Genomic DNA, 23859 nt, shown 5'->3' on the forward strand with positions numbered 1-23859 from the left:
CGGGAGGAAATCGAAGAAGCGAAAAAGGAAAAGAGCCGCGCCTACCACCGGGAATATTCCAGAGCCTACCGCGCTAAAAATATTGAAAAGCAACGGGAGTATGACCGTATCAAAGCGCGGGAATACAGAGCGAGAAAAAAGGCGCAAGCCGCCGCAACCGCACAGTAAAACCAAACAGCCAACAGCTAAGAGGGATTTTCCAATTACGGGAAATCCCTTTTCCCATGTCTGCAAAGCAGACATTGCCCAAAGAAAGGAGCGACCTATTGACAGAAAAGAACAAAACCCCCACCCCGCCCCGAAAGCCGGACGGTATCATCACAACGCAGAGGAACGGGCAGACCATTGTTGCGGAGTTGTTTTTCAACCACAGCGGCACAGAAACATTCCGCGACAAGATTTTGAAAATGATACTTGCCGACAAGCAGGAATAAAACGGGAAAACGGTTATCTGTAAAAATCCATTCCCATCCAATCCTATCCCATCCAATCCATACCAGACATGAAAGGAGCGATTGACCCGTGGCAAAGACCAAAGCCGAAAAAATCACGAGCATTGAGGAAGAAATCCGACAGCTTGAAAACAGGCGCAGACAGCTTGTGCAGGAGCAAAAGGCGCAGGAGCGCAAGGACAGGACAAAACGCCTATGCCGCCGCATGGGGCTTTTTGAAAGCCTTGTCCCCGACACAATACCGCTGACAGAGGAACAATTCAAGACCTTCCTTGAAAAAACTGTAATGACCGACCACGCCCGCCGCATACTGGACGGACTGACCGCCCAGAACGCCCCCACAGCCCCCATACAGGGCGCAGAAACGGCGGCGCAGGGTAACACGCCGCCCACCGCCCATACAGCCCATACAGCCCACGAGGGCGGCGCAGGCGGGAGCATGAACGGGGGCGGCTTGCAAGGGTAACGGCTTATGCCCCTACCCTTGCTTAAAAGCAAGGGCGCACTTATATACCACATGAGATGTGGTATGTGCGGTCTTGCAGACGGCGTTTTGTGCCTGTCGGCACAAAAGAGAACGGCGGGAGTTACCCGCAGAAAGGAGCGCGGCGCGTGGCAATCTACCATTGCAGTATCAAAGTCATATCCCGCGGCAAGGGCAAATCCGCTGTTGCCGCCGCCGCTTACCGGGCGGGGGAAAAAATCACAAATGAGTTTGACGGAATGACCCACGACTACACCCACAAGGGCGGTGTCGTCCACACCGAGATTTTACTCCCCGACCACGCCCCCACCGAGTATGCGGACAGGGCGGTTTTGTGGAACGAAGTGGAGAAAATCGAGAAAGCGAAGAACGCCCAGCTTGCGCGGGAGATTGAAATTTCCTTACCCCGCGAACTGACGAGGGAGCAGAGCATTTCCCTTGTCCGCGAGTATGTGAAACGGCATTTTGTGGCGGCGGGAATGTGCGCCGATGTATGTTTACATGACACAGGCGGCGGCAACCCCCACGCCCATATCATGCTGACAATGCGACCTTTTGACGAGGGCGGCGAGTGGGGAGCGAAGCAGAAAAAGGAGTACATTCTTGATAAAGACGGTAGTAAAATCTATGACCCGAAAAAGCGGCAGTACAAATGCAAATCCATTCCCGCCACCAACTGGAACGAGCAGACCAAAGCGGAGGAATGGAGAGCGGCATGGGCGGGGCTTTGCAATCAGGCATTGGAGCAGTACGGACACGCGGAGCGTATCGACCACCGCAGTTATGAACGGCAAAGGGAAAGCGGCAATCCTGCCGCCGACCAGATACCCACCGTCCATTTAGGCGTTGCCGCTTCCGCTATGGAGAAGCGCGGCATCCGCACCGAGCGCGGCGACCTTAACCGCGAAATCGAAGTTACAAACCAGAAGTTGCGGCAGTTAAAGGCGCGTATCTCCAAACTGCAAAACTGGTTGAAAGAAGAAAGCGAGAACACCGAGCCGACTACCCTTGCCGACTACATTCAAGGCATACTGTCACGCAAGGCACAGACGGAAAAATCGGGATATTCACAATCGCTGTATAACCTCAAAGACGCGGCAAATATGCTGAATTTCCTGCAAGCCAACAACATCATGGATATGACGGGGCTTGATGAAAAATTTAAGACTATGATAGGGGAACAACTGGATATTCAAGGCAAGCTGAAACCCGTTGAACGGCGGTTAGGCACTCTGAAAAAGCACTTAGAGCAAGCCGACATTTATTTCAAGTACAAAGGAAAGAAGCCGCTGACCGAAGCCGAGCAAATCCTATTCACAACGGCGAACGATTATCTTAAAGGCGTGATGAACGGCAAGACCACAATCCCGACAAAGACATGGAAAGAAGAATACACCAAGCTGACCGCCGAGAGAAAAACACTCAATCGGCGGTATCTTGCATTGAAAGAGGAAGTGAAAGAAGCGGAGAAAATCAGAAAGAGCGTTTACAGTATCTTGCGACAGGAACAGCGGGAACAACAGCCCCACAGAAAACAGGATATGGAACGATAACAGACGGGGCGGCGGGATAGTCAATACCTATTACCGCCGCCCTGTTTTGGACTTTTATTAGAGGGATAAACTGGAAGTAGTCACCTCATGTCGAAAATACAGTGCCGAGAGCCATAATAGCCGCATTGTAGAAAGCATGCAAAATGATATTGCTCCACAGGTTTTTATTAGATTTATAGTAGAGAAAGCCATAAGCGCAGCCAGTAAGAACATGTTCCGTCATAATCATTTTGAGTGAATTTATAACGCTCCCTGCCGTATTGCCCCATAGATAATATGCAAACGGAAAATGGTACAACCCAAACAGAATGCCAGTAAGCAGTATGACCAGATATGGCTTTTTTAGTGAATCCATCATAGTTCTTTGCAGAATGCCCCTGAAGAAAAATTCTTCCGTAAATGCTGCTGTAAGTATCATCAGGCAAAAAAATACTGGAAGTTTTACTAATATGTGGAGAATATTCGTTATATTAAAACAAAATCCCCCTAAACCAAAGACAAGGATAATAACACCTTGGTATGCAGCACAAATCAATAGTATCCTTAATACGGTTTTTCTGTCAAAATGTCTTAAGCCTGATTCTTTCAAGGCTTGTATTATTTTCTCTTTTCTGAAAACAGCGATAATCAGGAGGGGAAAGAGAACCAGAAACAACCAGTTTGATAATTCATTTATGATATCGACCTGAAAAGCACAGCTTATGTAAGACAGCATAAAATAGAATACATACCATGCTAAGCCGAGAATGAGTTCCTTTTTATTTTTAGACAAATATTCTATTTCATCCGATTTCTGTTGTCCTGTTTTGTCCATTTTCCGTTTTCTGAATACAATGGCTATCAACAAAATTAATATTACTGAAAATAACATAAAAATTCCTCCGAAAATTTGTATCAGGAACGTGTATAAATCCCGAGTGTCTGTATCGAAAAAATTATACCACTTCCAATCATGAAAAGCAATCTGAACTTTACTCCCGGGAGTTTGACAGTTAGATTTTTAATAAAGCCGTTAAACCCCTTATAATATCTACATTCTCTTCGTCAAGCATTTTGTTTTGTTATATAGTAATGTCTGTTATCTCTTGATATTTTCCTGTTATAGATGTAATATACTCATATACATACAACATGAATGCTTTATCTCAAAACTCCGCATAATATCAGTGTTTCGTAAAAATTCACAAAATAGGAAAAATTACCATATATTAAAACTTGGGCTCAAACTGCTACAATGCTTATAAATCAAGAGTTGTAGCAGTTTTATTTTTTTCAAAGTGTCAAAGATGGGATTATACCACTTCCAATCATGAAAAGCAATCTGAACTTTACTCCGTTCCGACTATCCAGATGGTCAAGGGACGAGTAGTATTTTTTCGCAAAGAGCGCGAAAAAAATCTCCACTCTTAAACCCTTGACCGTCTGGATTTTTGCCGTTTCCATTTCGCCGCCGAAAACGGGGAACAGGATAAAAAAATCCTGCCCCCGTTTTCGTCCGCTTCATTCTAACGGCAAAACCGTCTGCACTACTGCGGCGGCGGGCGGTAGGTTATGCGGTGGCTCTGCCCCCGCGCCCCCGACCTCTCCCAAAGAACAGAATGGAATGTTACGCAATAGGGCTTGAAAAGGCTTTATTTTTAAGGCGTTTCAGACACGAAAAACCACCGGGCAAGGGTTTTATACTACCCACACGCAAAAACAGCTTCTAACCGTCCACAAGCGCATTTTGCGCCCATTCTTCCTGCCCGTTTCCCGCCGCGCTGAAAAGTTTTGCGTCAATAACTCAAAAAAGCACTTGACAAAACGCTTCATGGGGAAATGGGAAAGATATCGCACCGTTTATCGATCCGGTGTTCGACAACAATATCCTTTTTACCCAGACGGAGCGGCTCACCATGAATGGAAGGCCGAAAAAGCCAAAGTACGCAAGGAATAAGAACGTGGTGGTGATTGGCGGCTCCGGTTCCGGCAAGACCCGGTTCTATGTTAAGCCCCAGCTCATGCAGATGCCCTCAAATGTCAGCTTCGTGACCACTGATCCGAAAGGTACCATCCTGCTCGAATGCGGAAAAATGTTAAGCAGGGGCACGCCGAAGATGAAAAACGGGAAACCGGTCAGGGATAAAAACGGGAGGGTGGTTTACGAACCTTACCGGATCAAGGTGCTGAATACCATTAATTTCAAGAAAAGCATGCACTATAACCGTGCGACTTGTTCGTCGCTGAAAAGGCGGCGCACAGCGCTGTTTTTAATCAGTTCTGTGAACTGATAATTCGAGAGGTGGAATGATAGGGTAACGCCTTGAAACGCCTCCCCTGATACTCCGGCATGCGTCATCACTCTGTGATGAGGTGTGAAGCCCGGTAAAGTCGGCAGAAAGGTGCCGTAACAGATAACGCTGACGAAACCTGTCCAGAGGTGGACAGCGCACCCCATATGCCGGGGGTCTATAAAATACCTATGGTTAGAATGGCAGCAATGCCTGACGAAACTCCCGAATGTAAAGGTCTAAAAGTGCCACATACAGAAATGTATGTGTGGGTTCATGCCCAGACAGTGCGGTTTAGTAGGAATGGTTGTTACGAACTACCGTGATGTGTTACAGGCACATGCAAGCTGTCAGGCTTAGAGGGAACACCTAAGGGTATATATGCACAGATAGAATTATCGGAACAAGGAAAGGCAGAGAATCCTATGGATAATCCGGCGAAGAATAATAAGCGGATGAATCTCTGCTGAAAGGTCGTGGTCGAACTGTCGATGTTGCCTGCGAAAAAGAGGGTGACGGAGGAATGGCCACAAGTCAGGCAGAAAATCAGCAGTACACTCTCTCTAATCATGCAGTCGAGTAAGAATAAGAAATTGTCACTCGAATCAATGAAACGGGGTGATGTACATGACACGGAAAGCTAAAAAAAGAAGTAAACTGCGCCATGCGGAATACTATGACATGCAGAACATCTTTGATGAACTGTATGCAAAAAGCAGAGATGGAGAGATATTTAATAATCTCGTAGAAATCATAGTGGCACCAAATAACATCATGCTTGCTTTCAGAAATATTAAAAGCAATGATGGGAGCCATACCGCCGGTACAGACGGGAGAACGATAGAATCCCTGGCAGATATGCCGGAAGAAGATTTTGTCTCCCTTATTCAAAAACAGTTTACAAGGTATGTGCCAAAAACAGTAAGGAGGGTAGAGATTCCCAAACCAAACGGGAAATTAAGACCGTTAGGTATACCGTGTATCATAGACCGGATTGTACAGCAATGCATATTACAAGTCATGGAGCCAATCTGTGAAGCAAAGTTCTATGAACATTCATACGGCTTCAGACCTTGCAGGAGCGCTGAAAACGCTGTCTCCTACGCTTATGGACTGGCTCAAAGGAATAAACTCCACTATGTGGTGGACGTGGATATAAAGGGTTTCTTTGACAACGTAAATCATAGAAAGCTGTTACAGCAGATATGGACGCTGGGTATACGGGATACCAAACTGATTCAGATAATCAAAGCAATGCTGAAAGCGCCAATTCAAATGCCAGATGGAGAAATCCTACACCCAGATAGGGGAACCCCTCAGGGCGGCATACTTTCCCCGCTGTTAGCCAACATTGTCCTGAACGAACTGGACTGGTGGATAGCGTCACAGTGGGAGGGTATGGCAGACCATATGAAGTCTCCTTGTAAGGTCACATATTATCCGAACGGGGCAGAAAAAAAGTGCAACAGCCACACGGCGCTCAAAAAGAGCAACCTCAAGGAAATGCGTATAGTCCGGTATGCAGATGATTTTAAAATCTTTTGCAGGAACCGTAAGGACGCTGACAGAACATACCATGCGGTTGAGGACTGGCTGCTAAAGCGGCTCAAACTGGAAATTTCAGATGAAAAATCAAAGGTCACAAATCTCAGGAAAAGAGATAGTGAATTTCTGGGGTTCCGTATGAGGCTGATAAAGAAACGCAGGACATGGGTAATCAGTTCAAATGTCTGTGACAAGGCAATGTCGCATATGCAGAAAGAACTCTCAAAAGCAATTATAGAGATTCAAAACAGCAAGACAGCAAGCGACATAAAGAGCAACATTCACGAATACAACGCCAAAGTCATAGGTATGCAGAACTATTATTGTATTGCTACGAGGATAAATCTGAATTTTAGCCGAATGGCTCATGTGAATAATGGTCGCTTTCTCCATCGGATAGATGGGTATAAAAAGCAGGGCGAATTAAACAACAAATATATAAAAAAACGGTATGGAAAATCGAAACAAATGCGCTGGATTGGAGATACACCAGTAGTACCTCTGGCATATGTGCAGTTTAAAATACCAATGCGCAAGAGCAGGAAAATCAACCTATATACTCTAGACGGAAGAATGGAAATCCACAGCAATCTGAAACTGAATGTTGAAGATATGCTCTGGCTCATGCGCCACCCGGTAACAGGAGAAACGGTACAGTTCAATGATAACCGAATCTCTCTCTATGCCGGGCAGGAAGGTAAATGTGCAATCACTGGAGAACAACTGGAAGTGATTCACTGTATTTGTTACAGGAAATCAAATGAGTGTAAAAATGGCAGAGACAGTTACCGTAATCTGTTGCTTTTATCGCCTGCCGGATATGAATTTATCTCAACAACAGACAGTATAAAGTTCGCTACACTGACAAAGAAGTATGAATTGAATAAGGCACAAATTACTAAGGTAAACAAACTGCGTGTTACCGCAGGGTTGGCAGAAATGTCAATGTAAATCGTAACAAACTGATTTAGCTAATGTGAAAAAGTGAGTGTGTATCACTGCTGAAACTATGCTTGATGGGGCGCCGGATGCGGTGAAAGTCGCATGTCCGGTGCTAGCCGGGGGAAAAGCTGGAGATAACATCAAAGGCTTACCTATCGGAACCCTTCCGGTATATCCGTTCCGAAAAGGATATTTTAAAGCTGGTGAATACCATTATCGCCAACACGAAAGGGGAAGGGGAAAAATCCGCCGAAGATTTCTGGGTCAAATCCGAAAGGCTCTTATACTGTGCGCTGATCGGGTATATCTACTATGAAGCACCGGAAGAAGAGCAGAATTTCTCTACCCTGCTGGAATTCATTAACGCCTCGGAGACAAGGGAAGATGACGAGGAATTTAAAAATGCGGTGGATGAGCTGTTTGAGGAACTGGAACAGGAGAAGCCGGAACACTTTGCGGTACGCCAATATAAAAAATTTAAGCTTGCGGCGGGCAAAACTTCAAAATCGATCTTAATTAGCTGCGGTGCAAGGCTTGCGCCATTTGACATCGCAGAGCTTCGGGAATTGACTTCCTATGATGAGATGGAGTTGGATATGCTGGGCGACCAAAGGACAGCCATGTTTGTCATTATCTCCGACACGGATGACACTTTCAACTTTATCGTGGCGGTGATGTACAGCCAGCTTTTCAACCTTTTATGCGACAGGGCGGATGACGTACATGGGGGCAGGCTCCCGTACCATGTAAGGCTTTTACTCGATGAATTTGCGAATATCGGGCAGATACCAAAGTTTGACAAGCTGATCGCCACCATCAGGAGCAGGGAAATCTCTGCCTCTATTATTCTGCAGTCGCAGAGCCAGCTAAAGACGATCTACAAGGATGCCAGCGAGACTATTTTAGGGAATTGTGACAGCATGTTATTCCTTGGCGGGAAGGAGAGCACCACCCTGAAGGAGATTTCAGAGACTTTAGGGCGTGAGACCATTGACTTGTACAATACTTCCGACACCAGGGGGCAGAGCCGCTCTTATGGCATAAATTTTCAAAAGGTCGGAAAGGAACTTATGAGCAGGGATGAGCTTGCAGTCATGGACGGGGATAAATGTATCCTGCAGCTCCGCGGGGTGCGTCCATTTTTGAGCAATAAGTTCGACATCACCAGCCACAAGCGGTATAAGGAACTGTCAGACTATGACAGGAAGAACACCTTTGACGTGGAAGGGTACCTGGAACACAGGCTGAAATTGCGGGTAGATGAGGAGTTTGAACTGATTGAGGTGGAAGAAACCGCAGGGGATACGGAAAATACAGGAAATGCGGCGAAAACAGAAGGATAAGGCGGCATGACAGGGCACTCACTGTACAGGAAACAGCGCCCTTTTTTAATGCCGCAAAATAAAATTAATATGAGCAGGGGGTGAGGCAGAATTTTTTTTGCAGACAGGAGGGAGATTATGGCAGGAAACAATGCAAAAAAGGAAAGGGCAGGCACAAAGGGTTTGACTTTTACAGTGGCAGAATGTGGGGAGTTCCACAGCCTTGGGGAATGCCATGAGGGGATCGGTACACTGGAAGAGGCGGTTTCCATCTACCGGAATATCCCGCCGGGGCGTATGAACGGGGTCCCGTCCATTGGAATCAGGATTCATAAGGCGGGGGAGCCGGAAAGTGAGGACTTGGTGCTTGACCTTGTTTCGGGCAGGGCGATTAATACCGGGCTGATCCGCTATGTGCCGGAAGCTGACAGCAATCCTTTCGTGTGGGAGGCGGTACGGGAACTGATAAAAATATTCCCGGAAAAAGAGGTTTTTGACTGAAACATAAAAGACATGACGGTGAAGGGGTGGAAAATGGTAAGGGATAATACTTTTAACCGGATACGCGCGCCTGACAGGGGCGGATGGATAAAGCGTAACTGGATATTGTGTGCTGTAAAAGCAATACAGCATGACAGGCTGCGGCAGGATACCTGCTGCTTTTTTACGGGAGGTGGTTATGGGAGGGATTACATTAGGCTCCCTTTTTGACGGTATAGGGGGCTTCCCTTATGCCGCATCTTTTTATGGCATCCGCACGTTGTGGGCCAGTGAGGTCATGCCGGACTGTGTGTCGGTCACAAGGCGGCATTTCCCGGATATGGAGCATATGGGGGATATTACCTGTCTCCGCGGCGGGAAGCTCCCGCCCGTGGATATTATCACGTTCGGCTCACCCTGCCAGGGGCTGTCCATTGCGGGGCAGCGACGGGGGCTTGCCGACGGGCGGAGCGGATTGTTTAAAGAGGCGGTAAGAATCATTGATGAAATGAGGGAGGCGACAGATGGGAGATACCCGAAATTTGCATTGTGGGAGAACGTCCCCGGCGCATTTTCATCCGCCGGAGGGCGTGACTTTAGGGCGGTGCTCGAAGCGCTCACAGCGGGCGAAGTTCCAATGCCTTGCTCCGGGAAGTGGGCAAACGCCGGGATGGTGCGAGGCGGAGCAGCTGACCTCGCTTGGTGCGTGTACGATGCCCAATATTTCGGAACAGCACAGCGGCGCAGGCGCGTGTTCCTTGTCACAGATTTTAGAGGAAGGAGCGCCGGGGAAATATTATTTGTCCCCAAAAGCCTGCGGGAGTATTTTGAGGCGGGCGGCACTCCTCGGCAGGGCGTTTCCGCCTTTGGTGGAGATGATCCTGAAAAGGCAGGCGGCGGAGATAACGGAGGGCTGACGGGAAACGGTATGCCGGACAAGGAGGTGTACTGCATTGCCGGGAATACCATAGGCCGCAAGCCCGGAAACGGAGGGCATGGCATAGGCTGTCAGAGAGAACTCTCCTATACATTGACAACAGCAGACCGCCATGTGGTGGCAATACCGGAAAACGGACAAAAAATGGCTGGACGGGGGAAAGCTGCGATACTGAATGACCAAGGCGGGAGTTACCTGGCTGTGGAACATTCCGGGCTTTCCCCGACACTGCGGGGCCAGCCCCATGGCAACCTGCCGGTGGTGGCTTTTGACGGTATGGCGCGCCGCCTTACGCCGCTGGAATGTGAGCGTCTGCAGGGGTTCCCGGACGGGTGAACCAGATACCGGCATGACGGGAAAGAGATTGGGGATACAAGACGCTATGAGATGCTGGGGAACAGCATTGCGGTTCCCTGTGCAGCTTATATCATGCAGGGAATGCGTCAGGTACTTGACGGTACATTTTGAAAAACAACTGAATATGGAACTTAAAACCAGAGGCTTTTCGTATATATGGACGCTTCCCAAAGCGGTTCCGGATACAGAGGCTCTCTTTTTTTATCTCAAAAATAAAATAAAAACTTAAGAAAGGAAAAGAACCCGTATCCTGAGATACACAGTTTGTGGTGAAACGACAAAATAGGGCGTTTCGGGGGTTTGGGTTTCGGAGAAAAATATGGCATTTTTTACTTCAGCGATCACAATCTTACAGACACTGGTAGTTGCCCTTGGCGCTGGCCTTGCGGTGTGGGGTGTCATCAACCTGCTTGAGGGTTATGGGAATGATAACCGTGCGACACGTTCGTAACTGAAAAGGTTACGCACTAAGTCGAAAGGCTAAACAGCCTGAAATCTTAGGAGAACTGACAATCCGATGGGTGGAATGACAGGGTAACGCCTTGAAACGCCCACACTGATACTCCGATTGGCGGCGGTATGCAACTGCCTAACCGTCAAAAGCTCGGTGAAGTCGGCAGAGAGTGACCGTAAACGGGATATTCCCGCACGAAACCTGTCCAGAGGTGGATGGCGTCATCTATATGCCGGGTGTCGGATACTCATGGTGAGAATGTATGAAAATACTGGCGTACTTCCGAATGTACGGGTCTAAACGTTTGGATTTGTCGAAAGGCATTTCCCCATTAAATTGGGGTGTCCGTGGATTAGTAAGACTGGTTGTTATGAACGTCCACATACCGTTACAGGCGGTAAGATTCTTTGAATTGGACACAGGCTTAGAGGAAGCACCTAAAAGTATTCAATGATAGGATTGTTGGAACGTGGTAAACCGGGATGTGAATGATAAGGCTGTTGCAGGCTGATGTCACGCTGATAAGGAAAAGCGAAAACCAGCAGGGAATGCTGGTATATCAGTTATGATATTCCACTATCGCTATAACTTATCTTAATCCCGGCGAAAGTGGTGGCACAGTACCTATGAAGCGGGAATAAAAAGCCCGTGGAGGGATAGCCACCAGTCGGATTTAGAAACAAAAACTGAAAACATAACAAACACAGCTTCGAGTATGACAAAGAAAATCCTAACCGAAAGGGGTGGGTGCCTGTGTTGACTTCGGAGCAGCAAAAGCACAAACAATTTTTTAATGCTGTAACGAAGTGTGTAAGTTATGTTTAAAACGTAAAATTTCTAAATTCGATGGGGCGCCGTGTGCGGTGAAAGTCGCACGCACGGTGCTAAGCGGGGGAAAAGCCGGAAACATTTGAAACTGTAGGCTTACCTATCGCAATCGGGCGCAAAATCACAAGGGATCAAGCAGTTCATGGCTAATTAAAGGGAACAAAAAGAAAGGAAAAGCACAATCCAGACGGTATCAGCGGCAAGATACAAGAATAAATTGTGATTACACAAGATTGGTGTTATAATAAGAGAAAAGTTCCTGCCGGGGCAGCCGCCCCGGTGGTATGGGTAGAAAGGCAGGAAAACAATATGCACATCAGCTATAAACCACTCTGGCACACACTGTTAGAGCGTGATATGAGAAAAGAGGATTTAAGGCTTGCCGCTGGTATGACAACAAATATGATTGCCAACATGAGTAAAGAGGGAAAGCACATCAGTATGGATACATTAGCCCGTATCTGCGAAACGCTGAATTGTGAGATTACCGATGTGATTGAGTTAGTACCAGACGAGCCTGCTTCCACAGGAGATAAGGAACATGAGCGAATTGAAACCAAGAATAACGGAAAACGGAATTGATTATATCCTTGTTGGAGATTACTATATCCCGGATTTGAAGCTGCCGGAGGAACACCGCCCTATCGGAAAGTACGGACGGATACACCGGGAATATTTAAGAGAAGCCCACCCAGCCAGATTGAACACATTGATACTGACCGGAGAATTGTGGACATATCTTGCAGACCTGAACGAACAGGCACAGGAACGGTTAGACACTATCATGGAACAGCTGAAAGCTACCGAGGGCGTGACAGAGGAATTAAAGCGTACCTGTCAAATGGAATGGGTACAACGATGTAATAACATCCATAACCGGGCAGAAGAAATTGTTTTGCATGAGATGATTTATTCATAACGGTGTGGTAGAATGATTATGTAAATAAATTTGATTTGGGGTGATAAATATGAAGGTATTAGTTAGTGCCTGTATTATGGGAACAAACTGTAAATATAACGGAAAAAACAATAAAAATTTAGCAGTTATCAATTTCTTAAAGGATAAAGAAGTTATTTCTATTTGCCCAGAAATATTAGCTGGCATGAAAATTCCTAGACCTTGTGCAGAAATTGTGAATGGGATTGTAGTAGATGAAAATGGAAATGATGTTAATTCTGAATATAATAAAGCAGTGTCAATGGCATTATCAAAAATTCAAAATGAAGATATTGATTTGGTTATATTACAATCCAGAAGTCCTACTTGTGGTGTAAATCAAATATACGATGGTAGCTTTACTTGAAAACTAATTTCTGGAATGGGATTTTTTGCGAAGGCATTAAAGCAAAGAGGATATAATGTTATTGATGTTGAAGAAGTTTAAGTTTGTCACTTTGAAATTTTAATTGAATAACCACAGCATAAACCGCTGCTACATGGGAGCCAACAAACCATGCAACAGCGGTTTTTTCTTTACCGTTTTTTCCTCTGGCTGATAGGCGTTCCCATTTTCTTTGATTTTTTGAGAATCCGAATCAGCCAGCGAAATTCTTCGTCTGACAGATTTTTATAGTTGATACCGAGCTGCTTGCAGTAAAGAACAACCAGCTTTTCATCCCGGCTGCCCTTGAAATTTTCGACCGCTTCCAGATTTTCTTTCAGTTCATCGGCAACGGTGGTCTGGGGAGCACTTTCGCTGTCTTTTTTGTGAGCTTCCCGAATATCCCGGATAATGAGGTTGAGGTCATCCAGAACCATGTGACTGAAATATTCATCATCGCTGATATGGGCGGCTTGCAGCACTTTCAAATGCGGGTCATCTTCGCCGGGGCGATACCGTTCAATGATTTCATGCCGGACGGTATCGACAAGAGCGTTGAGATTTTGAATCTGCATGGTGGCAATCCCGTCCACATAAATCTCAATGTCTGCAAGAAACTTGATAAAATCTTTATGTGTGGCAAGTTCGCAGAGCAGACGGTTGTTAATCCGACCGCTTTTCAGAAGTGCAACCATTTCATCGTTTAAATGCAGTTCCGTCAATGGCGTGTTGATCTGCTCCTTGTTCTCTGTCCGGCATAGCAGATAATCGACGGAAACCTCATAGAAGTCTGCCAGCGTGATAAGGTTGCCATGATTGATTTCCTTATAATCCTCTTTTTCATAACTTCCAAGAGCTGATTTGGAAATGCCCGTCAGCCTTGATAGTTCTTCCAGATTTAAGCCTTTGTCCTTGCGGAGTTCCCAAAGGCGTTCCTGTATGCTTGTTGCTCCTTTCATGGGCACACGCTCCTTTCCGGCGGTTTCATTACTGCCGTTTAACTGGATTATATCATACTTTCCGCAATCGTGGAAATTTCTGATTTTTACCCCTAATTCCTACTTTGTGGACATACGGCACAGGGCACAAAAATGTTCTATGATACAGGTAGTTCATCGATGGATTATTCCAATCGAATGACCAGCCTGTGTGGGATATGCTTCCCCGGCGATGTAGTGCCATGACTTTTGGCAGGGATGTGGAGGAACCCTGACCGAAACGAGCATACCAAAGGGAGCGATACGCCGCTGTGAGATTCAGGGGAGGAACGACACCGGGGAGAACTGGCGAACTGACACCGAAATGATACCGAAACACGACAATCTGATAGTGGGATAGTCTACCCTATCGCTGATACTTCGGGAGATTTTAAGCGGCTCTATGACCGTAATTTTGCCGAAAATCGCCCCGAAACCATACACTAAAACGGGAGGAAGCGCAATATGCCGAGAATGAGCAAAAAGAGGAAGTATGAGCTTTCCTTTTACCTCAATGACCGGGGGCGTGTCACTTACAACGAATTATGCCGGAAATGCCAGCATGGGTGCAAGCAGAGCTTCCGGGCGGTTGTGATTGACTGCCCCCGTTATTTATCCAAACGAGCAAAGAAAAAGGAGGAACACACCGAATGAATTTTGAATTTATGACGATAGACACACCATTGCCACCCTGTATGCCATTTCCAAGAGCGTTGACAGGATTTCCAGTCAGCAGCACCGCAAAGGTCATGTACTGCCGGATGCTGGATGCTATGCTCTCTAAAGGTCAGGAGGACGAGAACGGAATCCTGTTTGTCTGCTTCCCTGTCACAGCCATTGCCACTGTCCTGTCCCGCAGCCCCATGACGGTCAAGCGTTCTCTGAATGAACTGGAAACCGCCGGACTTATCATGCGGGTGCGTCAGGGCGTGGGAGAACCAAACCGGATTTATGTGCTGATACCGGGAAAGGAGGACGCTGCCCTTGCCTGATACCTCAAAGCTGGAAAAGCTCAACCGGGAGCTGGAAAAAAGCGAAAAGAAACTGCGGAAAGCCATCAATGATGAAAAGGCATTGCAGCACCAGTTAAAGCAGCTTACCCGAAAGGAACGGACACACCGGCTCTGTACTCGTGGCGGCATGCTGGAAAGTTATCTGCAAGAGCCGGAACGCCTGACCGATGATGATGTCATGCTGTTGTTGAAACTCATTTTTCACAGGCAGGACACGCAGGAACTATTGAAAAAACTTCTGGAACGAGAGAAGCCGTAAACCCCTTAGTTTACTAAGGGCGCAATTATACACCACCCAGAGGTTGGTGCATTGCGTTCTCCGAAGGCTCCTCGCCGGAGGGCTGTGATTTTCCGCAGTCAAGGTCTGCTCCAAATCAAACAGGGGACGCTACGCTTCCCCTGCGCTGGCTGCCGCCAGCTACCCTTTTGTGGACTTGCCATCTGGGGACACCTTGCAATGCAAGCTGTTCCCAGCCGACAAGTTTCATAAAATATGCTATCTTTTCGATAAGCAATAAAGTATAATGAAGTCAGTAATAAATTTAGAAATTGAGGTAAAGTTATGGCATCCAGCAAAGAATATTTAGAATTTATTTTAGGTCAGTTATCTGGCTTGAATGAAATTACCTATCGAGCTATGATGGGCGAATTTGTCATTTATTATCGTGGTAAGATTGTAGGCGGTATCTATGATGATAGATTACTTGTTAAACCAGTAAAATCAGCAATAAGTTATATGCCAACGGTTTCGTATGAGTTACCTTACGAGGGAGCAAAAGAAATGTTGTTGGTAGATGAAGTTGATAATAAAGAGTTTTTGACAGGATTGTTTAATGCTATGTATGAGGAATTGCCTACCCCTAAATCGAAAAAGAAGAAATAATAAAATAATAATTTGAGAGGAAGTGTTACTGATGGAAAAGTTTAAGCCGTTTATTATACCTGTGGCATTATTGGTTTTAATTGACCAGACGGTTAAAATAGTAATTTCAAAAGTATTTATGAAATGCGAATTTGATATAATAGCCAAAGTTTTAAGATTTAATCCAGAACTAAATACTCGTTTATCTTATGCTGGAAATTTCTTCGAATTATTATCAAGTCCGTTTGTTACCATTTTATTGAATGTGTTTGTTTTGTTCCTCTTTTTTTCAGGATATATGCTATATCAGGCAAAAAGAGCACATATAAGTTTTTGGGTAAAAATAATAATGATTTGTGGCATATCGGGATGTTTATGTAGCTTGATTGATAAGCTGTTTTGGGGTGGAAGTTTAGATTTTTTGCAGATACCTACCCTTTTTATTTTTGATTTGAAAGACTGCTATCTTACAGTTGCAGAAGTTATATTTGTTGCTATTGGAATTTTGAATAGCAAAGAAATATCGGTTAAAGAGTATTTACATTTTTGTTGTAACAAATTTAGCTTGTAAACTTCTGGTTTATTATTTCTTATACATCGGGTCAACTTGCCCCGAACTTTTACAACTAAATACCCGCCGCCCACACAGCGGCACACCGAGCAGGAAATCTGAAAAGGTCTCCTGCTTTTTTTCTGCCCCAAATGAGGTGGTAAAACGCCACCCCATCCACCAATTACCGAAAGGAGGGACACGAAATGCCCTGTCCACACAACGAAATCACGATTGTTCAGCGCAGCCAGCGGCAGTCTGCGGTTGCCGCCGCTGCTTACCAGAGTGGCGAAAAGCTGTTCTGTGAATACGACCAGCAAGTGAAGCACTACCCAGAAAAGCGTGGTATCGTCCACAATGAAATCCTGCTCCCGGCAAATGCCCCACAGGAATATGCAGACCGCAATACCTTATGGAACGCCGCCGAAGCGGTGGAGAAGCAATGGAACTCTCAGCTTGCAAGGCGGTGGGTGCTTACCATCCCCAGAGAAATACCGCCCGACCAGTACGCTGTCCTTGTCCGGGAGTTTTGCCAGAAGCAGTTTGTTTCCAAAGGCATGATTGCTGATTTTGCTATCCATGACCCCCATCCGCCGGGACATAATCCCCACGCCCATGTCCTGCTGACCATGCGGGCAATGGACGAACATGGGAAATGGCTTCCCAAGAGCCGCAAAGTTTATGACCTTGACGAAAACGGGGAACGGATCAAACTTCCGTCTGGCAGGTGGAAAAGCCACAAGGAGGATACGGTGGACTGGAACGACCAGAAGTATTGCGAAATCTGGCGGCATGAATGGGAGGTCATCCAGAACCGCTATCTGGAAGCCAATGACCGCCCGGAGCGTGTGGACTTGCGTTCCTATGCCAGACAGGGGCTTGATATTATCCCTACTGTCCATGAGGGGGCTGCTGTCCGTCAGATGGAAAAGCGTGGTATTCAGACGAATATCGGCAATCTGAACCGGGAAATCAAAGCCGCCAACAATCTGATGAAGTCTATCCGGCAGCTTATCCAAAACCTCAAAGGCTGGATTACCGAGCTGGGCGAAAAACGGAAAGAGCTGCTTGCACAAAAGGCGGCGGAGGAGGCAACACTTCTTCCCAATCTGCTGATGAAGTATATGGAGATACGAAAGGAAGAACGGAAGGACTGGACAAGGGCTGGACAGAACCGGGGGACTTCACAGGACTTAAAGGCAGTCAGCGAAGCCCTGTCCTATCTCCGGCAAAAGGGGCTTTCCACTGTGGAGGACTTAGAAGCGTTTCTGGAATCTTCCGGGAAATCAGCCGCCGATTACCGCAGTCAGATGAAGCCAAAGGAAGCCCGCAGCAAAGTGATTGATAGGATTCTTGCCAGCCGGACAGACTGCAAGGAATGTAAGCCTGTCTATGAGAAGTACCAGAAGATATTTTTCAAGAAAACAAAGGAGAAATTCAAACAGGAACACCCGGAGGTTGCCCGATATGCGAAAGCCGCCGCCTACCTTGCCAAGCACCCAGACGATAAGGACAGCACCCAAAAGGAGCTGCAACAGGAGCAGGAAACGCTTCTTAGCGAAATCGCAGAGCTGAAAGTACCGCTGACCGAGGTACAGGAGGATTTGAAGAAGCTGCGGGACATCCGCTACTGGGTACGGAAAGCTACCCCCGGCACAGAGGAAAGCAAAGAGCCGCCCAAGAAGCAGCCCATCAAGGAAGTCTTGCAGGATAAGGCAGACGAGAAAAAGGCTCAAAGAACCGCCCCGGCACAGGCGAAACACAGACAACAGGATATGGAACTTTAACAGGCACTTGCCATTTTCAATCAGAGAATGTCAGGTGCTTTTCTTATTTTCAAGGAGGGATAGATTTGAATGTATTTGAAGCTGTGAAGCAGTCCGCCACAACAAGACAGGCTGCGGAGCATTATGGAATCCATGTAGGGCGGAACGGGATGGCTTGCTGCCCGTTTCATAACGATAAAACCCCAAGCATGAAGCTGGATCGGCGTTACCACTGCTTCGGCTGCGGTGCGGATGGGGATGTGATTGATTTTGCCGCCGCCCTGTATGGGCTGGGAAAGAAAGAAGCCGCCGTACAACTGGCACAGAACTTCGGGCTTTCCTATGAGGACTGGAAACCGCCGGGAAAGGCAAAAAAGCCCAAGCCCCGGCAGAAATCCCCGGAGGAACAGTTTCAGGAAGCAAAGAGCCGCTGCTTCCGTACCCTTGCCGATTATCTTCACTTGCTGATGGCATGGAGAATGGACTACGCCCCGCACTCCCCGGAGGAAGCCTTTCATCCCCGGTTTGTGGAAGCCTTACAGAAGCAAGCCCATGTGGAATATCTGCTGGATGTGCTGCTGTTTGGGGAGACGGAGGAAAAAGCGGCTTTGATTACGGACTACGGAAAGGATGTGATACAGCTTGAACAGCGAATGGCAGAGCTTGCAGCCACAGACGCAGCAAGAACTAAAAAACACCATGAACGCCATGCAGCCGCCCCAGAGCATTGAGGAAATCAAGGCGGGGCTGGAAACCACCGAGAAAGGCGGTGTCCGTCAGAGCATACGGAACTGCCTGACCGTATTCCAGCGTGACCCGCTGCTTTCCGGGGCTATCGCATACAACATCCTGACTGACCGCAAGGACATCATAAAGCCTATCGGTTTTCACAGGGAAAGCACCGCCCTGAACGATACGGACATGAAGTATCTGCTTCTTTATCTGGAAGAAACCTACGGGCTTACCAATGAGAAAAAGATTGATAACGCCATTGGGATTGTGGCGAATGAAAACAAGTACCATCCCATCCGGGACTATTTAAGTGCCCTTGTGTGGGACGGGACAGAACGAATCCGTTTCTGCCTGCGGCACTTTCTGGGGGCTGACGCAGACGATTACACCTATGAAGCGTTGAAGCTGTTCCTGCTGGGTGCAATCTCACGAACCTTTCAGCCGGGGTGCAAGTTTGAAATCATGCTTTGTCTGGTAGGCGGTCAGGGGGCGGGAAAGTCCACATTCTTCCGTCTGCTGGCAGTCCGGGACGAGTGGTTCTCCGATGATTTGCGGAAGCTGGACGATGACAATGTGTACCGCAAGCTGCAAGGTCACTGGATTATTGAAATGTCGGAAATGATGGCAACCGCCAACGCCAAGAGCATTGAGGAAATCAAGTCATTTTTAAGCCGGCAGAAAGAGGTTTACAAGATACCCTATGAAACCCATCCGGCAGACCGCCCCCGTCAGTGCGTGTTTGGCGGCACTTCCAATGCCCTTGACTTCCTGCCCCTTGACCGTTCCGGCAACCGCCGCTTTATCCCCGTCATGGTGTACCCAGAGCAAGCCGAGGTTCACATTTTGGAGGACGAAGCCGCTTCCAGAGCCTATATCGAGCAGATGTGGGCGGAAGCGATGGAGATTTACCGAAGCGGCAGGTTCAAGCTGGCTTTCAGCCCCGCCATGCAGCGGTATCTCAAAGAACACCAGCGGGATTTTATGCCGGAGGACACCAAAGCCGGGATGATACAGGCGTATCTTGATAAGTACACCGGGAGCATGGTCTGCTCCAAGCAGCTCTACAAGGAAGCCTTGAACCATGCCTTTGACGAACCGAAGCAATGGGAAATCCGGGAAATCAACGAGATTATGAACCAGTGCATTTCCGGCTGGCGGTACTTCCCGAACCCAAGAATGTTTTCAGAATATGGCAGACAAAAGGGCTGGGAGCGTGAAAACCCGGCAACGGACTCCGGCAACCCGTCTGAAAAAACGATGGACGGTTTTGTGGAGGTCACAGAACAGATGGAGCTTCCATTCTGAGAATGACAGCCCGTTGCACCTCCTGTTGCTATCCCGTTGCCGAGCCGGTTGCCGGGGAAAATCCCTTATTTCCGGGCTTTTCTCCCTTATAACAACCAAAACAACAGAAAAATAAAAGAAAAGTATAAATAGTAAGTAGTGCCAGATTGAGATTGTTTGCAAGGTCTTTTGAAGCCCGTTGCCGGACTTCGTTGCCGACACCCTCTGTCTGGCTATTTTCATGTATGGAGGATAACTGCCTATGGCAAAAAACAAAACAGAGATTCATGTGACTACTGTGTTTGACGGAGAACTGGACGCCACTGATGTGTTCGTCAGCCTGATTTCCCAGAAATACGGAAAGATAAATACGAAAGAATATCTTGCTAAAAAGAAAGATATGGGCTATAATGAAGATGAGGTTCAAAAGAGCCAGATACCGTCTGGATTGTGTGGGTAAATGGCTATGATGAACGAAATGGAATACAGAACAATCGGAAAGGCACTTGCCGGGGGCTATCGTGCGGCGGTCTATTGCAGGCTGTCAAAGGACGATGACCTGCAAGGCGAAAGTGCCAGTATCGCAAACCAGCGTGATATGCTGGAAAAATACTGCGAAAAGCAGGGATGGGAGGTTGTGGCAGTCTATCAGGACGATGGCTTCACAGGTCTTAACATGGAGCGTCCTGATTTACAGAGGATGTTGAGAGCCATTGAGCGCAGGCAAATCAACCTTGTTATCACGAAAGACCTCAGCCGACTGGGGCGGAACTATCTGCAAACCGGGCATTTGATTGAGGACTTTTTCCCAAGAAACGGTGTCCGCTATATCGCCATGAATGATGGTATCGACACCCTGCGGGATAACAACGACATCGCCCCGTTCAAAAATATCCTGAACGAGATGTACAGCAAGGATATTTCCAAGAAAGTCCATTCCTCTTATCTTCTGAAAGCGCAGAAAGGGCAGTTTACCGGGTGTCTTGCCCCGTTTGGGTATCGGAAAGACCCGGAGGACAAAAACCATCTGCTCATTGACGAGGAAACCGCCCCGATTGTGCGGCTGATTTTCGGATATGCCCTGAACGGTCATGGTCCGAACTATATCCGCAGACGGCTGGAGGAAGAAAAAATCCCCTGCCCCACATGGTGGAATCGGGAACGGGGGCTTCGCAATACCCGCACCAAATGGGAAAAGAAAGACCCGGAAAACGGGCGGTATATGTGGGACTTCTCCGTTATCAAAGACCTTTTGATGAATCCCGTCTACACCGGGGCGATTGCTTCCCAGAAAAAAGACTACCGCTTCAAAATCGGCACGATTGGGGAAAAGAAGCCGGAGGACTGGATTGTGGTGGAGGGACAGCATGAACCGCTGATTGACCGCATGAGTTTTGACATTGTGCAGAACAAGCTGAAATCCCGCCAGCGTCCGGGGCAGACCAATGAAATCAGCCTGTTTGCCGGACTGCTAAAATGCGGCGAGTGTGGGAAGTCGCTGACGATACGCTACACAAACGCAAAACATCCCCAGCGGATATACTCCTGCAAGACCTACAATGCCTTTGGAAAGAACCACTGCACCCAGCACCGGATTGATTATGACACCCTTTACAGCCATGTGCTGCGGAAAATACGGGAATGTGCCAGAGCTGCCCTGATGGACGGGGAAGCGGTTGCCGACCGCCTGACCAATACCTGTGAAGCCGAGCAGCGGGAACAGCGGGAAGCAATGGAACGCTCCCTTACAAGGGACGAGGAACGGATTGAGGTTCTGGACAAAATGGTAATGCGGCTTTATGAGGATATGATTGCAGGGCGTATCAGTGAGCAGAACTTCAACACCATGCTGGAAAGGACACAGACCGAGCAGACGGAGCTTAAAACAAAAGTGTCCGAGGGCAGGAAGCGGCTGTCCGATGAAGTCCAGCTTGCCAATGACGCAAAACAATGGGTGGAAGCCATTCAGGAATACGCCAACATCACAGAGCTGGACGCAGCCACCCTCAACCGCTTAATCAAAGAAATCGTCGTGCATGAGCGCATTGACGAAAATAAAACAAGACACATTTCTATCGAAATTCATTTTAATCTCAAACCCATCCCGGAGGTGGAACAGGTCACTGCCTGACCTGTCCCGCCGGGACGGTTCTCTTAACAACACCATATAGATTTTTTGTACGCCGCCGCCCGCCATAGAGCAGAGTTTTTACACCTAATTGGGGATAAAACAGTTAATGGCAGGCGGAGGGGTGGCGCTCATCGGCACCCAGCTTGTGCCGCTCCTTTCGGGCCTGTTTGGATAAGATGGGAAAGGGGGCTTGCCCATGTTTGATAACATTTTCGAGGCGATCGAGCAGTGGATGCGGGAGCTTCTCTCCGGCATGATCAGCTCCAACTTATCTACCATGTTCACGGATGTCAATGAGAAGACTGGGGAGATTGCCGCACAGGTGGGGCAGACGCCGCAGGGGTGGAACGGGAATATTTTCAGCCTGATACGTAACCTGTCGGATTCGGTCATTATGCCCATAGCCGGTATGGTTATCACTTTTGTGCTGTGCTATGAGCTGATTACCATGCTGACGGAGAAAAACAACATGCATGAGATAGATACATGGATGTTCTTCAAATACTTCTTTAAGATGTGGGTGGCGGTCTATCTTGTGGGACATACCTTTGAGATTACCATGGCGGTGTTTGACGTGGGGCAGTATGTGGTCAGTGCCGCCGGCGGGGCGATCAGCGGGCAGACTTCCATCAACGTGGATTCCCTGATAACCCAGATGGATGCCGCCATGGTGTCCATGGGGATCGGGGAACTGGCGGTGCTGGCCCTTGAGACCATGCTGGTGAGCCTTGGCATGAAGATCATGTCAGTGATTATCACGGTCATCCTGTTTGTCAGGATGATTGAGATTTATCTCTATACATCAGTCGCGCCGATTCCTTTTGCAACCCTGTCCAACAGGGAATGGGGGCAGGTGGGGAACAACTACTTCCGGGGGCTTTTTGCCCTCGGGTTCCAGGGCTTTTTTATGATGATATGCATAGGTATCTACAGTGTGCTGGTGTCTTCCATCCAGATATCGGGGGATATGCACTCCGCCCTGTTCGGGGTGGCGGCATATACGGTGGTGCTGTGCTTCGGGCTGACAAAGACAGGGGGACTGTCAAAAGCCATTTTCGGGGCGCATTAAGGGGAAATGGAAAGAAAGGATAAGCGGCGGAAAGGGGCGTTCCCCTGCCGGAAGGGTTTCTGCCGCAGGTATCAAAATGGCATATGTGAGTGTGCCGAAGGACCTGACAAAAGTAAAGAGCAAGGTCATGTTCAACCTGACGAAAAGACAGGCGGTGTGCCTTGGGATTGCGGCGGCCCTGGGGCTGCCTTTTTATTTTTTCACCAAAGGGCATATCGGGACAAGCAATGCGGCGACAGGCATGGTGCTGATCATGCTCCCAGCATTTTTCTTTGCCATGTATGAGAAAGACGGGCTTCCCTTTGAAAAGATACTGATGAACATGGTCAGGGTGAAGCTGCTGCGCCCGGCTATTCGGAGATATGAGGTGGAAAATTTATATGGAGCGGGAGAGGAAATACCGCATTTAAAACCAGGGGAAGGGGGAAAGAAGGTTGAATAAATTCTCTGATGAGCAATTCCTTCAACCAAGAATTTGTGCCGAAGCGTCACAAATTCTGTTGACCGCAGAGCAGAATATGAAATTCTG

The 23859-nt window shown here is 47.7% G+C and carries 24 protein-coding genes and 5 pseudogenes; 26 read left to right on the plus strand and 3 right to left on the minus strand.

Annotation, left to right across the window (positions count from 1 at the left end; all coding sequences use genetic code 11):
• The 4 genes and pseudogenes from D5281_RS26930 to mobQ (D5281_RS11895) all read left to right on the plus strand — a co-directional run.
• Window positions 1-168 (plus strand): annotated as a pseudogene (locus D5281_RS26930) (DUF4368 domain-containing protein); the annotation flags it as partial.
• 98 nt (window positions 169-266) lie between these two features.
• Entirely contained in the window at window positions 267-434 is a 168-nt protein-coding gene (locus tag D5281_RS11885) for a transposon-encoded TnpW family protein (RefSeq protein WP_120400136.1), read from the plus strand.
• Window positions 435-522: 88 nt separating this feature from the next.
• A complete protein-coding gene (locus tag D5281_RS11890; protein ID WP_330584989.1) occupies window positions 523-918 on the plus strand; it encodes a DUF3847 domain-containing protein in 396 nt (131 codons plus the stop codon).
• Between the two features lie 146 nt (window positions 919-1064).
• The gene (gene mobQ, locus D5281_RS11895) at window positions 1065-2489 is read left to right on the plus strand and encodes a MobQ family relaxase (RefSeq protein ID WP_330584990.1); all 1425 of its coding nucleotides are present in this window, start codon (window positions 1065-1067) and stop codon (window positions 2487-2489) included.
• A gap of 85 nt (window positions 2490-2574) precedes the next feature.
• Here mobQ (D5281_RS11895) and D5281_RS11900 read toward each other — a convergent pair whose 3' ends face one another.
• A complete protein-coding gene (locus tag D5281_RS11900; protein WP_160560421.1) occupies window positions 2575-3360 on the minus strand; it encodes a CPBP family intramembrane glutamic endopeptidase in 786 nt (261 codons plus the stop codon).
• 931 nt (window positions 3361-4291) lie between these two features.
• Here D5281_RS11900 and D5281_RS11905 point away from each other — a divergent pair.
• From D5281_RS11905 to D5281_RS11950, 9 genes and pseudogenes are all read left to right on the plus strand, one after another.
• Window positions 4292-4693: pseudogene (locus D5281_RS11905) on the plus strand (VirD4-like conjugal transfer protein, CD1115 family); the annotation flags it as partial.
• A gap of 693 nt (window positions 4694-5386) precedes the next feature.
• The gene (gene ltrA, locus D5281_RS11910; RefSeq protein WP_160560422.1) at window positions 5387-7255 is read left to right on the plus strand and encodes a group II intron reverse transcriptase/maturase; all 1869 of its coding nucleotides are present in this window, start codon (window positions 5387-5389) and stop codon (window positions 7253-7255) included.
• A gap of 152 nt (window positions 7256-7407) precedes the next feature.
• Window positions 7408-8589, plus strand: a pseudogene (locus D5281_RS11915) (VirD4-like conjugal transfer protein, CD1115 family); the annotation flags it as partial.
• Window positions 8590-8706: 117 nt separating this feature from the next.
• Entirely contained in the window at window positions 8707-9069 is a 363-nt protein-coding gene (locus D5281_RS11920) for a hypothetical protein (RefSeq protein ID WP_160560423.1), read from the plus strand.
• A gap of 178 nt (window positions 9070-9247) precedes the next feature.
• Entirely contained in the window at window positions 9248-10321 is a 1074-nt protein-coding gene (locus D5281_RS11925; protein WP_160560424.1) for a DNA cytosine methyltransferase, read from the plus strand.
• A 340-nt stretch (window positions 10322-10661) separates the two neighbouring features.
• A pseudogene (locus tag D5281_RS11930) lies at window positions 10662-10790 on the plus strand (Maff2 family mobile element protein); the annotation flags it as partial.
• A 1143-nt stretch (window positions 10791-11933) separates the two neighbouring features.
• A complete protein-coding gene (locus D5281_RS11940; RefSeq protein WP_160560427.1) occupies window positions 11934-12206 on the plus strand; it encodes a helix-turn-helix domain-containing protein in 273 nt (90 codons plus the stop codon).
• A complete protein-coding gene (locus tag D5281_RS11945) occupies window positions 12166-12543 on the plus strand; it encodes a TnpV protein (RefSeq protein ID WP_016317502.1) in 378 nt (125 codons plus the stop codon). The genes D5281_RS11940 and D5281_RS11945 overlap by 41 nt, the downstream gene beginning before the upstream one ends.
• Window positions 12544-12592: 49 nt before the next feature.
• Window positions 12593-12928, plus strand: coding sequence for a DUF523 domain-containing protein (locus D5281_RS11950; protein ID WP_330584991.1), 336 nt, complete (start codon window positions 12593-12595; stop codon window positions 12926-12928).
• A 170-nt stretch (window positions 12929-13098) separates the two neighbouring features.
• Here the strand turns inward: D5281_RS11950 and D5281_RS11955 are convergent, their stop codons facing one another.
• On the minus strand, window positions 13099-13905 hold the full coding sequence (locus D5281_RS11955) for a helix-turn-helix domain-containing protein (RefSeq protein WP_160560428.1): 807 nt from the start codon (window positions 13903-13905) through the stop codon (window positions 13099-13101).
• Between the two features lie 483 nt (window positions 13906-14388).
• Here D5281_RS11955 and D5281_RS11960 point away from each other — a divergent pair, with 483 nt between their 5' ends.
• The 8 genes from D5281_RS11960 (at window position 14389) to D5281_RS11995 (ending at window position 20151) form a co-directional block, all read left to right on the plus strand.
• The gene (locus D5281_RS11960) at window positions 14389-14577 is read left to right on the plus strand and encodes a hypothetical protein (protein WP_020989947.1); all 189 of its coding nucleotides are present in this window, start codon (window positions 14389-14391) and stop codon (window positions 14575-14577) included.
• The gene (locus D5281_RS11965; protein WP_016317500.1) at window positions 14574-14915 is read left to right on the plus strand and encodes a DeoR family transcriptional regulator; all 342 of its coding nucleotides are present in this window, start codon (window positions 14574-14576) and stop codon (window positions 14913-14915) included. Before D5281_RS11960 ends, D5281_RS11965 begins: the two co-directional genes overlap by 4 nt.
• Complete coding sequence (locus D5281_RS11970; RefSeq protein WP_016317499.1) at window positions 14908-15195, plus strand: DUF3847 domain-containing protein; 288 nt, start codon at window positions 14908-14910, stop codon at window positions 15193-15195. The genes D5281_RS11965 and D5281_RS11970 overlap by 8 nt, the downstream gene beginning before the upstream one ends.
• A 303-nt stretch (window positions 15196-15498) precedes the next feature.
• Entirely contained in the window at window positions 15499-15819 is a 321-nt protein-coding gene (locus D5281_RS11975) for a TfoX/Sxy family protein (protein WP_016289930.1), read from the plus strand.
• A 31-nt stretch (window positions 15820-15850) separates the two neighbouring features.
• The gene (locus D5281_RS11980; protein ID WP_016218015.1) at window positions 15851-16369 is read left to right on the plus strand and encodes a signal peptidase II; all 519 of its coding nucleotides are present in this window, start codon (window positions 15851-15853) and stop codon (window positions 16367-16369) included.
• A 185-nt stretch (window positions 16370-16554) separates the two neighbouring features.
• On the plus strand, window positions 16555-18135 hold the full coding sequence (gene mobQ / locus D5281_RS11985) for a MobQ family relaxase (RefSeq protein ID WP_160560429.1): 1581 nt from the start codon (window positions 16555-16557) through the stop codon (window positions 18133-18135).
• Window positions 18136-18200: 65 nt separating this feature from the next.
• Entirely contained in the window at window positions 18201-18845 is a 645-nt protein-coding gene (locus D5281_RS11990; RefSeq protein ID WP_160560430.1) for a CHC2 zinc finger domain-containing protein, read from the plus strand.
• The gene (locus D5281_RS11995) at window positions 18814-20151 is read left to right on the plus strand and encodes a virulence-associated E family protein (RefSeq protein ID WP_160560457.1); all 1338 of its coding nucleotides are present in this window, start codon (window positions 18814-18816) and stop codon (window positions 20149-20151) included. The genes D5281_RS11990 and D5281_RS11995 overlap by 32 nt, the downstream gene beginning before the upstream one ends.
• A 28-nt stretch (window positions 20152-20179) precedes the next feature.
• Here D5281_RS11995 and D5281_RS26570 read toward each other — a convergent pair whose 3' ends face one another.
• Window positions 20180-20419: a tweety protein gene (locus tag D5281_RS26570; RefSeq protein ID WP_081645077.1), complete on the minus strand. Its 240-nt coding sequence runs from the start codon at window positions 20417-20419 to the stop codon at window positions 20180-20182.
• On the opposite strand from D5281_RS26570, the gene D5281_RS12005 reads away from it, so the two are divergent.
• The 5 genes and pseudogenes from D5281_RS12005 to D5281_RS12025 all read left to right on the plus strand — a co-directional run bounded on the left by D5281_RS12005 (window position 20393) and on the right by D5281_RS12025 (window position 23772).
• A complete protein-coding gene (locus D5281_RS12005) occupies window positions 20393-20590 on the plus strand; it encodes a hypothetical protein (RefSeq protein ID WP_009251541.1) in 198 nt (65 codons plus the stop codon). The two genes, D5281_RS26570 and D5281_RS12005, sit on opposite strands and share 27 nt — an antisense overlap.
• The gene (locus tag D5281_RS12010) at window positions 20591-22261 is read left to right on the plus strand and encodes a recombinase family protein (protein ID WP_009251540.1); all 1671 of its coding nucleotides are present in this window, start codon (window positions 20591-20593) and stop codon (window positions 22259-22261) included.
• 91 nt (window positions 22262-22352) lie between these two features.
• A pseudogene (locus D5281_RS12015) lies at window positions 22353-22436 on the plus strand (Maff2 family mobile element protein); the annotation flags it as partial.
• 21 nt (window positions 22437-22457) lie between these two features.
• On the plus strand, window positions 22458-23330 hold the full coding sequence (locus D5281_RS12020) for a VirB6/TrbL-like conjugal transfer protein, CD1112 family (RefSeq protein ID WP_160276365.1): 873 nt from the start codon (window positions 22458-22460) through the stop codon (window positions 23328-23330).
• Between the two features lie 76 nt (window positions 23331-23406).
• Window positions 23407-23772 carry a PrgI family protein gene (locus D5281_RS12025; RefSeq protein WP_160560431.1) on the plus strand — a complete coding sequence of 122 codons (366 nt, stop codon included), beginning with the start codon at window positions 23407-23409 and terminating at the stop codon, window positions 23770-23772.
• Window positions 23773-23859 lie beyond the last annotated feature (87 nt).

Origin of the sequence: Parablautia muri (genome assembly GCF_009917485.1) — a bacterium.
Classification (GTDB): Bacteria; Bacillota; Clostridia; order Lachnospirales; family Lachnospiraceae; genus Suilimivivens; species Suilimivivens muri.

Excerpts from the sequence above, each read along its gene's own strand:
- D5281_RS12025 (WP_160560431.1), top strand. The coding sequence starts at position 23,407 with ATGGCATATGTGAGTGTGCCGAAGGACCTGACAAAAGTAAAGAGCAAG.
- D5281_RS11965 (WP_016317500.1), top strand. The coding sequence starts at position 14,574 with ATGAATTTTGAATTTATGACGATAGACACACCATTGCCACCCTGTATG.
- D5281_RS12005 (WP_009251541.1), top strand. The coding sequence starts at position 20,393 with ATGGCAAAAAACAAAACAGAGATTCATGTGACTACTGTGTTTGACGGA.
- D5281_RS11980 (WP_016218015.1), top strand. The coding sequence starts at position 15,851 with ATGGAAAAGTTTAAGCCGTTTATTATACCTGTGGCATTATTGGTTTTA.
- mobQ (WP_160560429.1), top strand. The coding sequence starts at position 16,555 with ATGCCCTGTCCACACAACGAAATCACGATTGTTCAGCGCAGCCAGCGG.
- D5281_RS11950 (WP_330584991.1), top strand. The coding sequence starts at position 12,593 with ATGAAGGTATTAGTTAGTGCCTGTATTATGGGAACAAACTGTAAATAT.
- D5281_RS11960 (WP_020989947.1), top strand. The coding sequence starts at position 14,389 with ATGCCGAGAATGAGCAAAAAGAGGAAGTATGAGCTTTCCTTTTACCTC.
- D5281_RS11920 (WP_160560423.1), top strand. The coding sequence starts at position 8,707 with ATGGCAGGAAACAATGCAAAAAAGGAAAGGGCAGGCACAAAGGGTTTG.
- D5281_RS26570 (WP_081645077.1), bottom strand. The coding sequence starts at position 20,419 with ATGAATCTCTGTTTTGTTTTTTGCCATAGGCAGTTATCCTCCATACAT.
- D5281_RS12020 (WP_160276365.1), top strand. The coding sequence starts at position 22,458 with ATGTTTGATAACATTTTCGAGGCGATCGAGCAGTGGATGCGGGAGCTT.
- D5281_RS12010 (WP_009251540.1), top strand. The coding sequence starts at position 20,591 with ATGGCTATGATGAACGAAATGGAATACAGAACAATCGGAAAGGCACTT.
- ltrA (WP_160560422.1), top strand. The coding sequence starts at position 5,387 with ATGACACGGAAAGCTAAAAAAAGAAGTAAACTGCGCCATGCGGAATAC.
- D5281_RS11940 (WP_160560427.1), top strand. The coding sequence starts at position 11,934 with ATGCACATCAGCTATAAACCACTCTGGCACACACTGTTAGAGCGTGAT.
- D5281_RS11900 (WP_160560421.1), bottom strand. The coding sequence starts at position 3,360 with ATGTTATTTTCAGTAATATTAATTTTGTTGATAGCCATTGTATTCAGA.
- D5281_RS11955 (WP_160560428.1), bottom strand. The coding sequence starts at position 13,905 with ATGAAAGGAGCAACAAGCATACAGGAACGCCTTTGGGAACTCCGCAAG.
- D5281_RS11995 (WP_160560457.1), top strand. The coding sequence starts at position 18,814 with ATGAACGCCATGCAGCCGCCCCAGAGCATTGAGGAAATCAAGGCGGGG.
- D5281_RS11925 (WP_160560424.1), top strand. The coding sequence starts at position 9,248 with ATGGGAGGGATTACATTAGGCTCCCTTTTTGACGGTATAGGGGGCTTC.
- D5281_RS11945 (WP_016317502.1), top strand. The coding sequence starts at position 12,166 with ATGAGCGAATTGAAACCAAGAATAACGGAAAACGGAATTGATTATATC.
- D5281_RS11975 (WP_016289930.1), top strand. The coding sequence starts at position 15,499 with ATGGCATCCAGCAAAGAATATTTAGAATTTATTTTAGGTCAGTTATCT.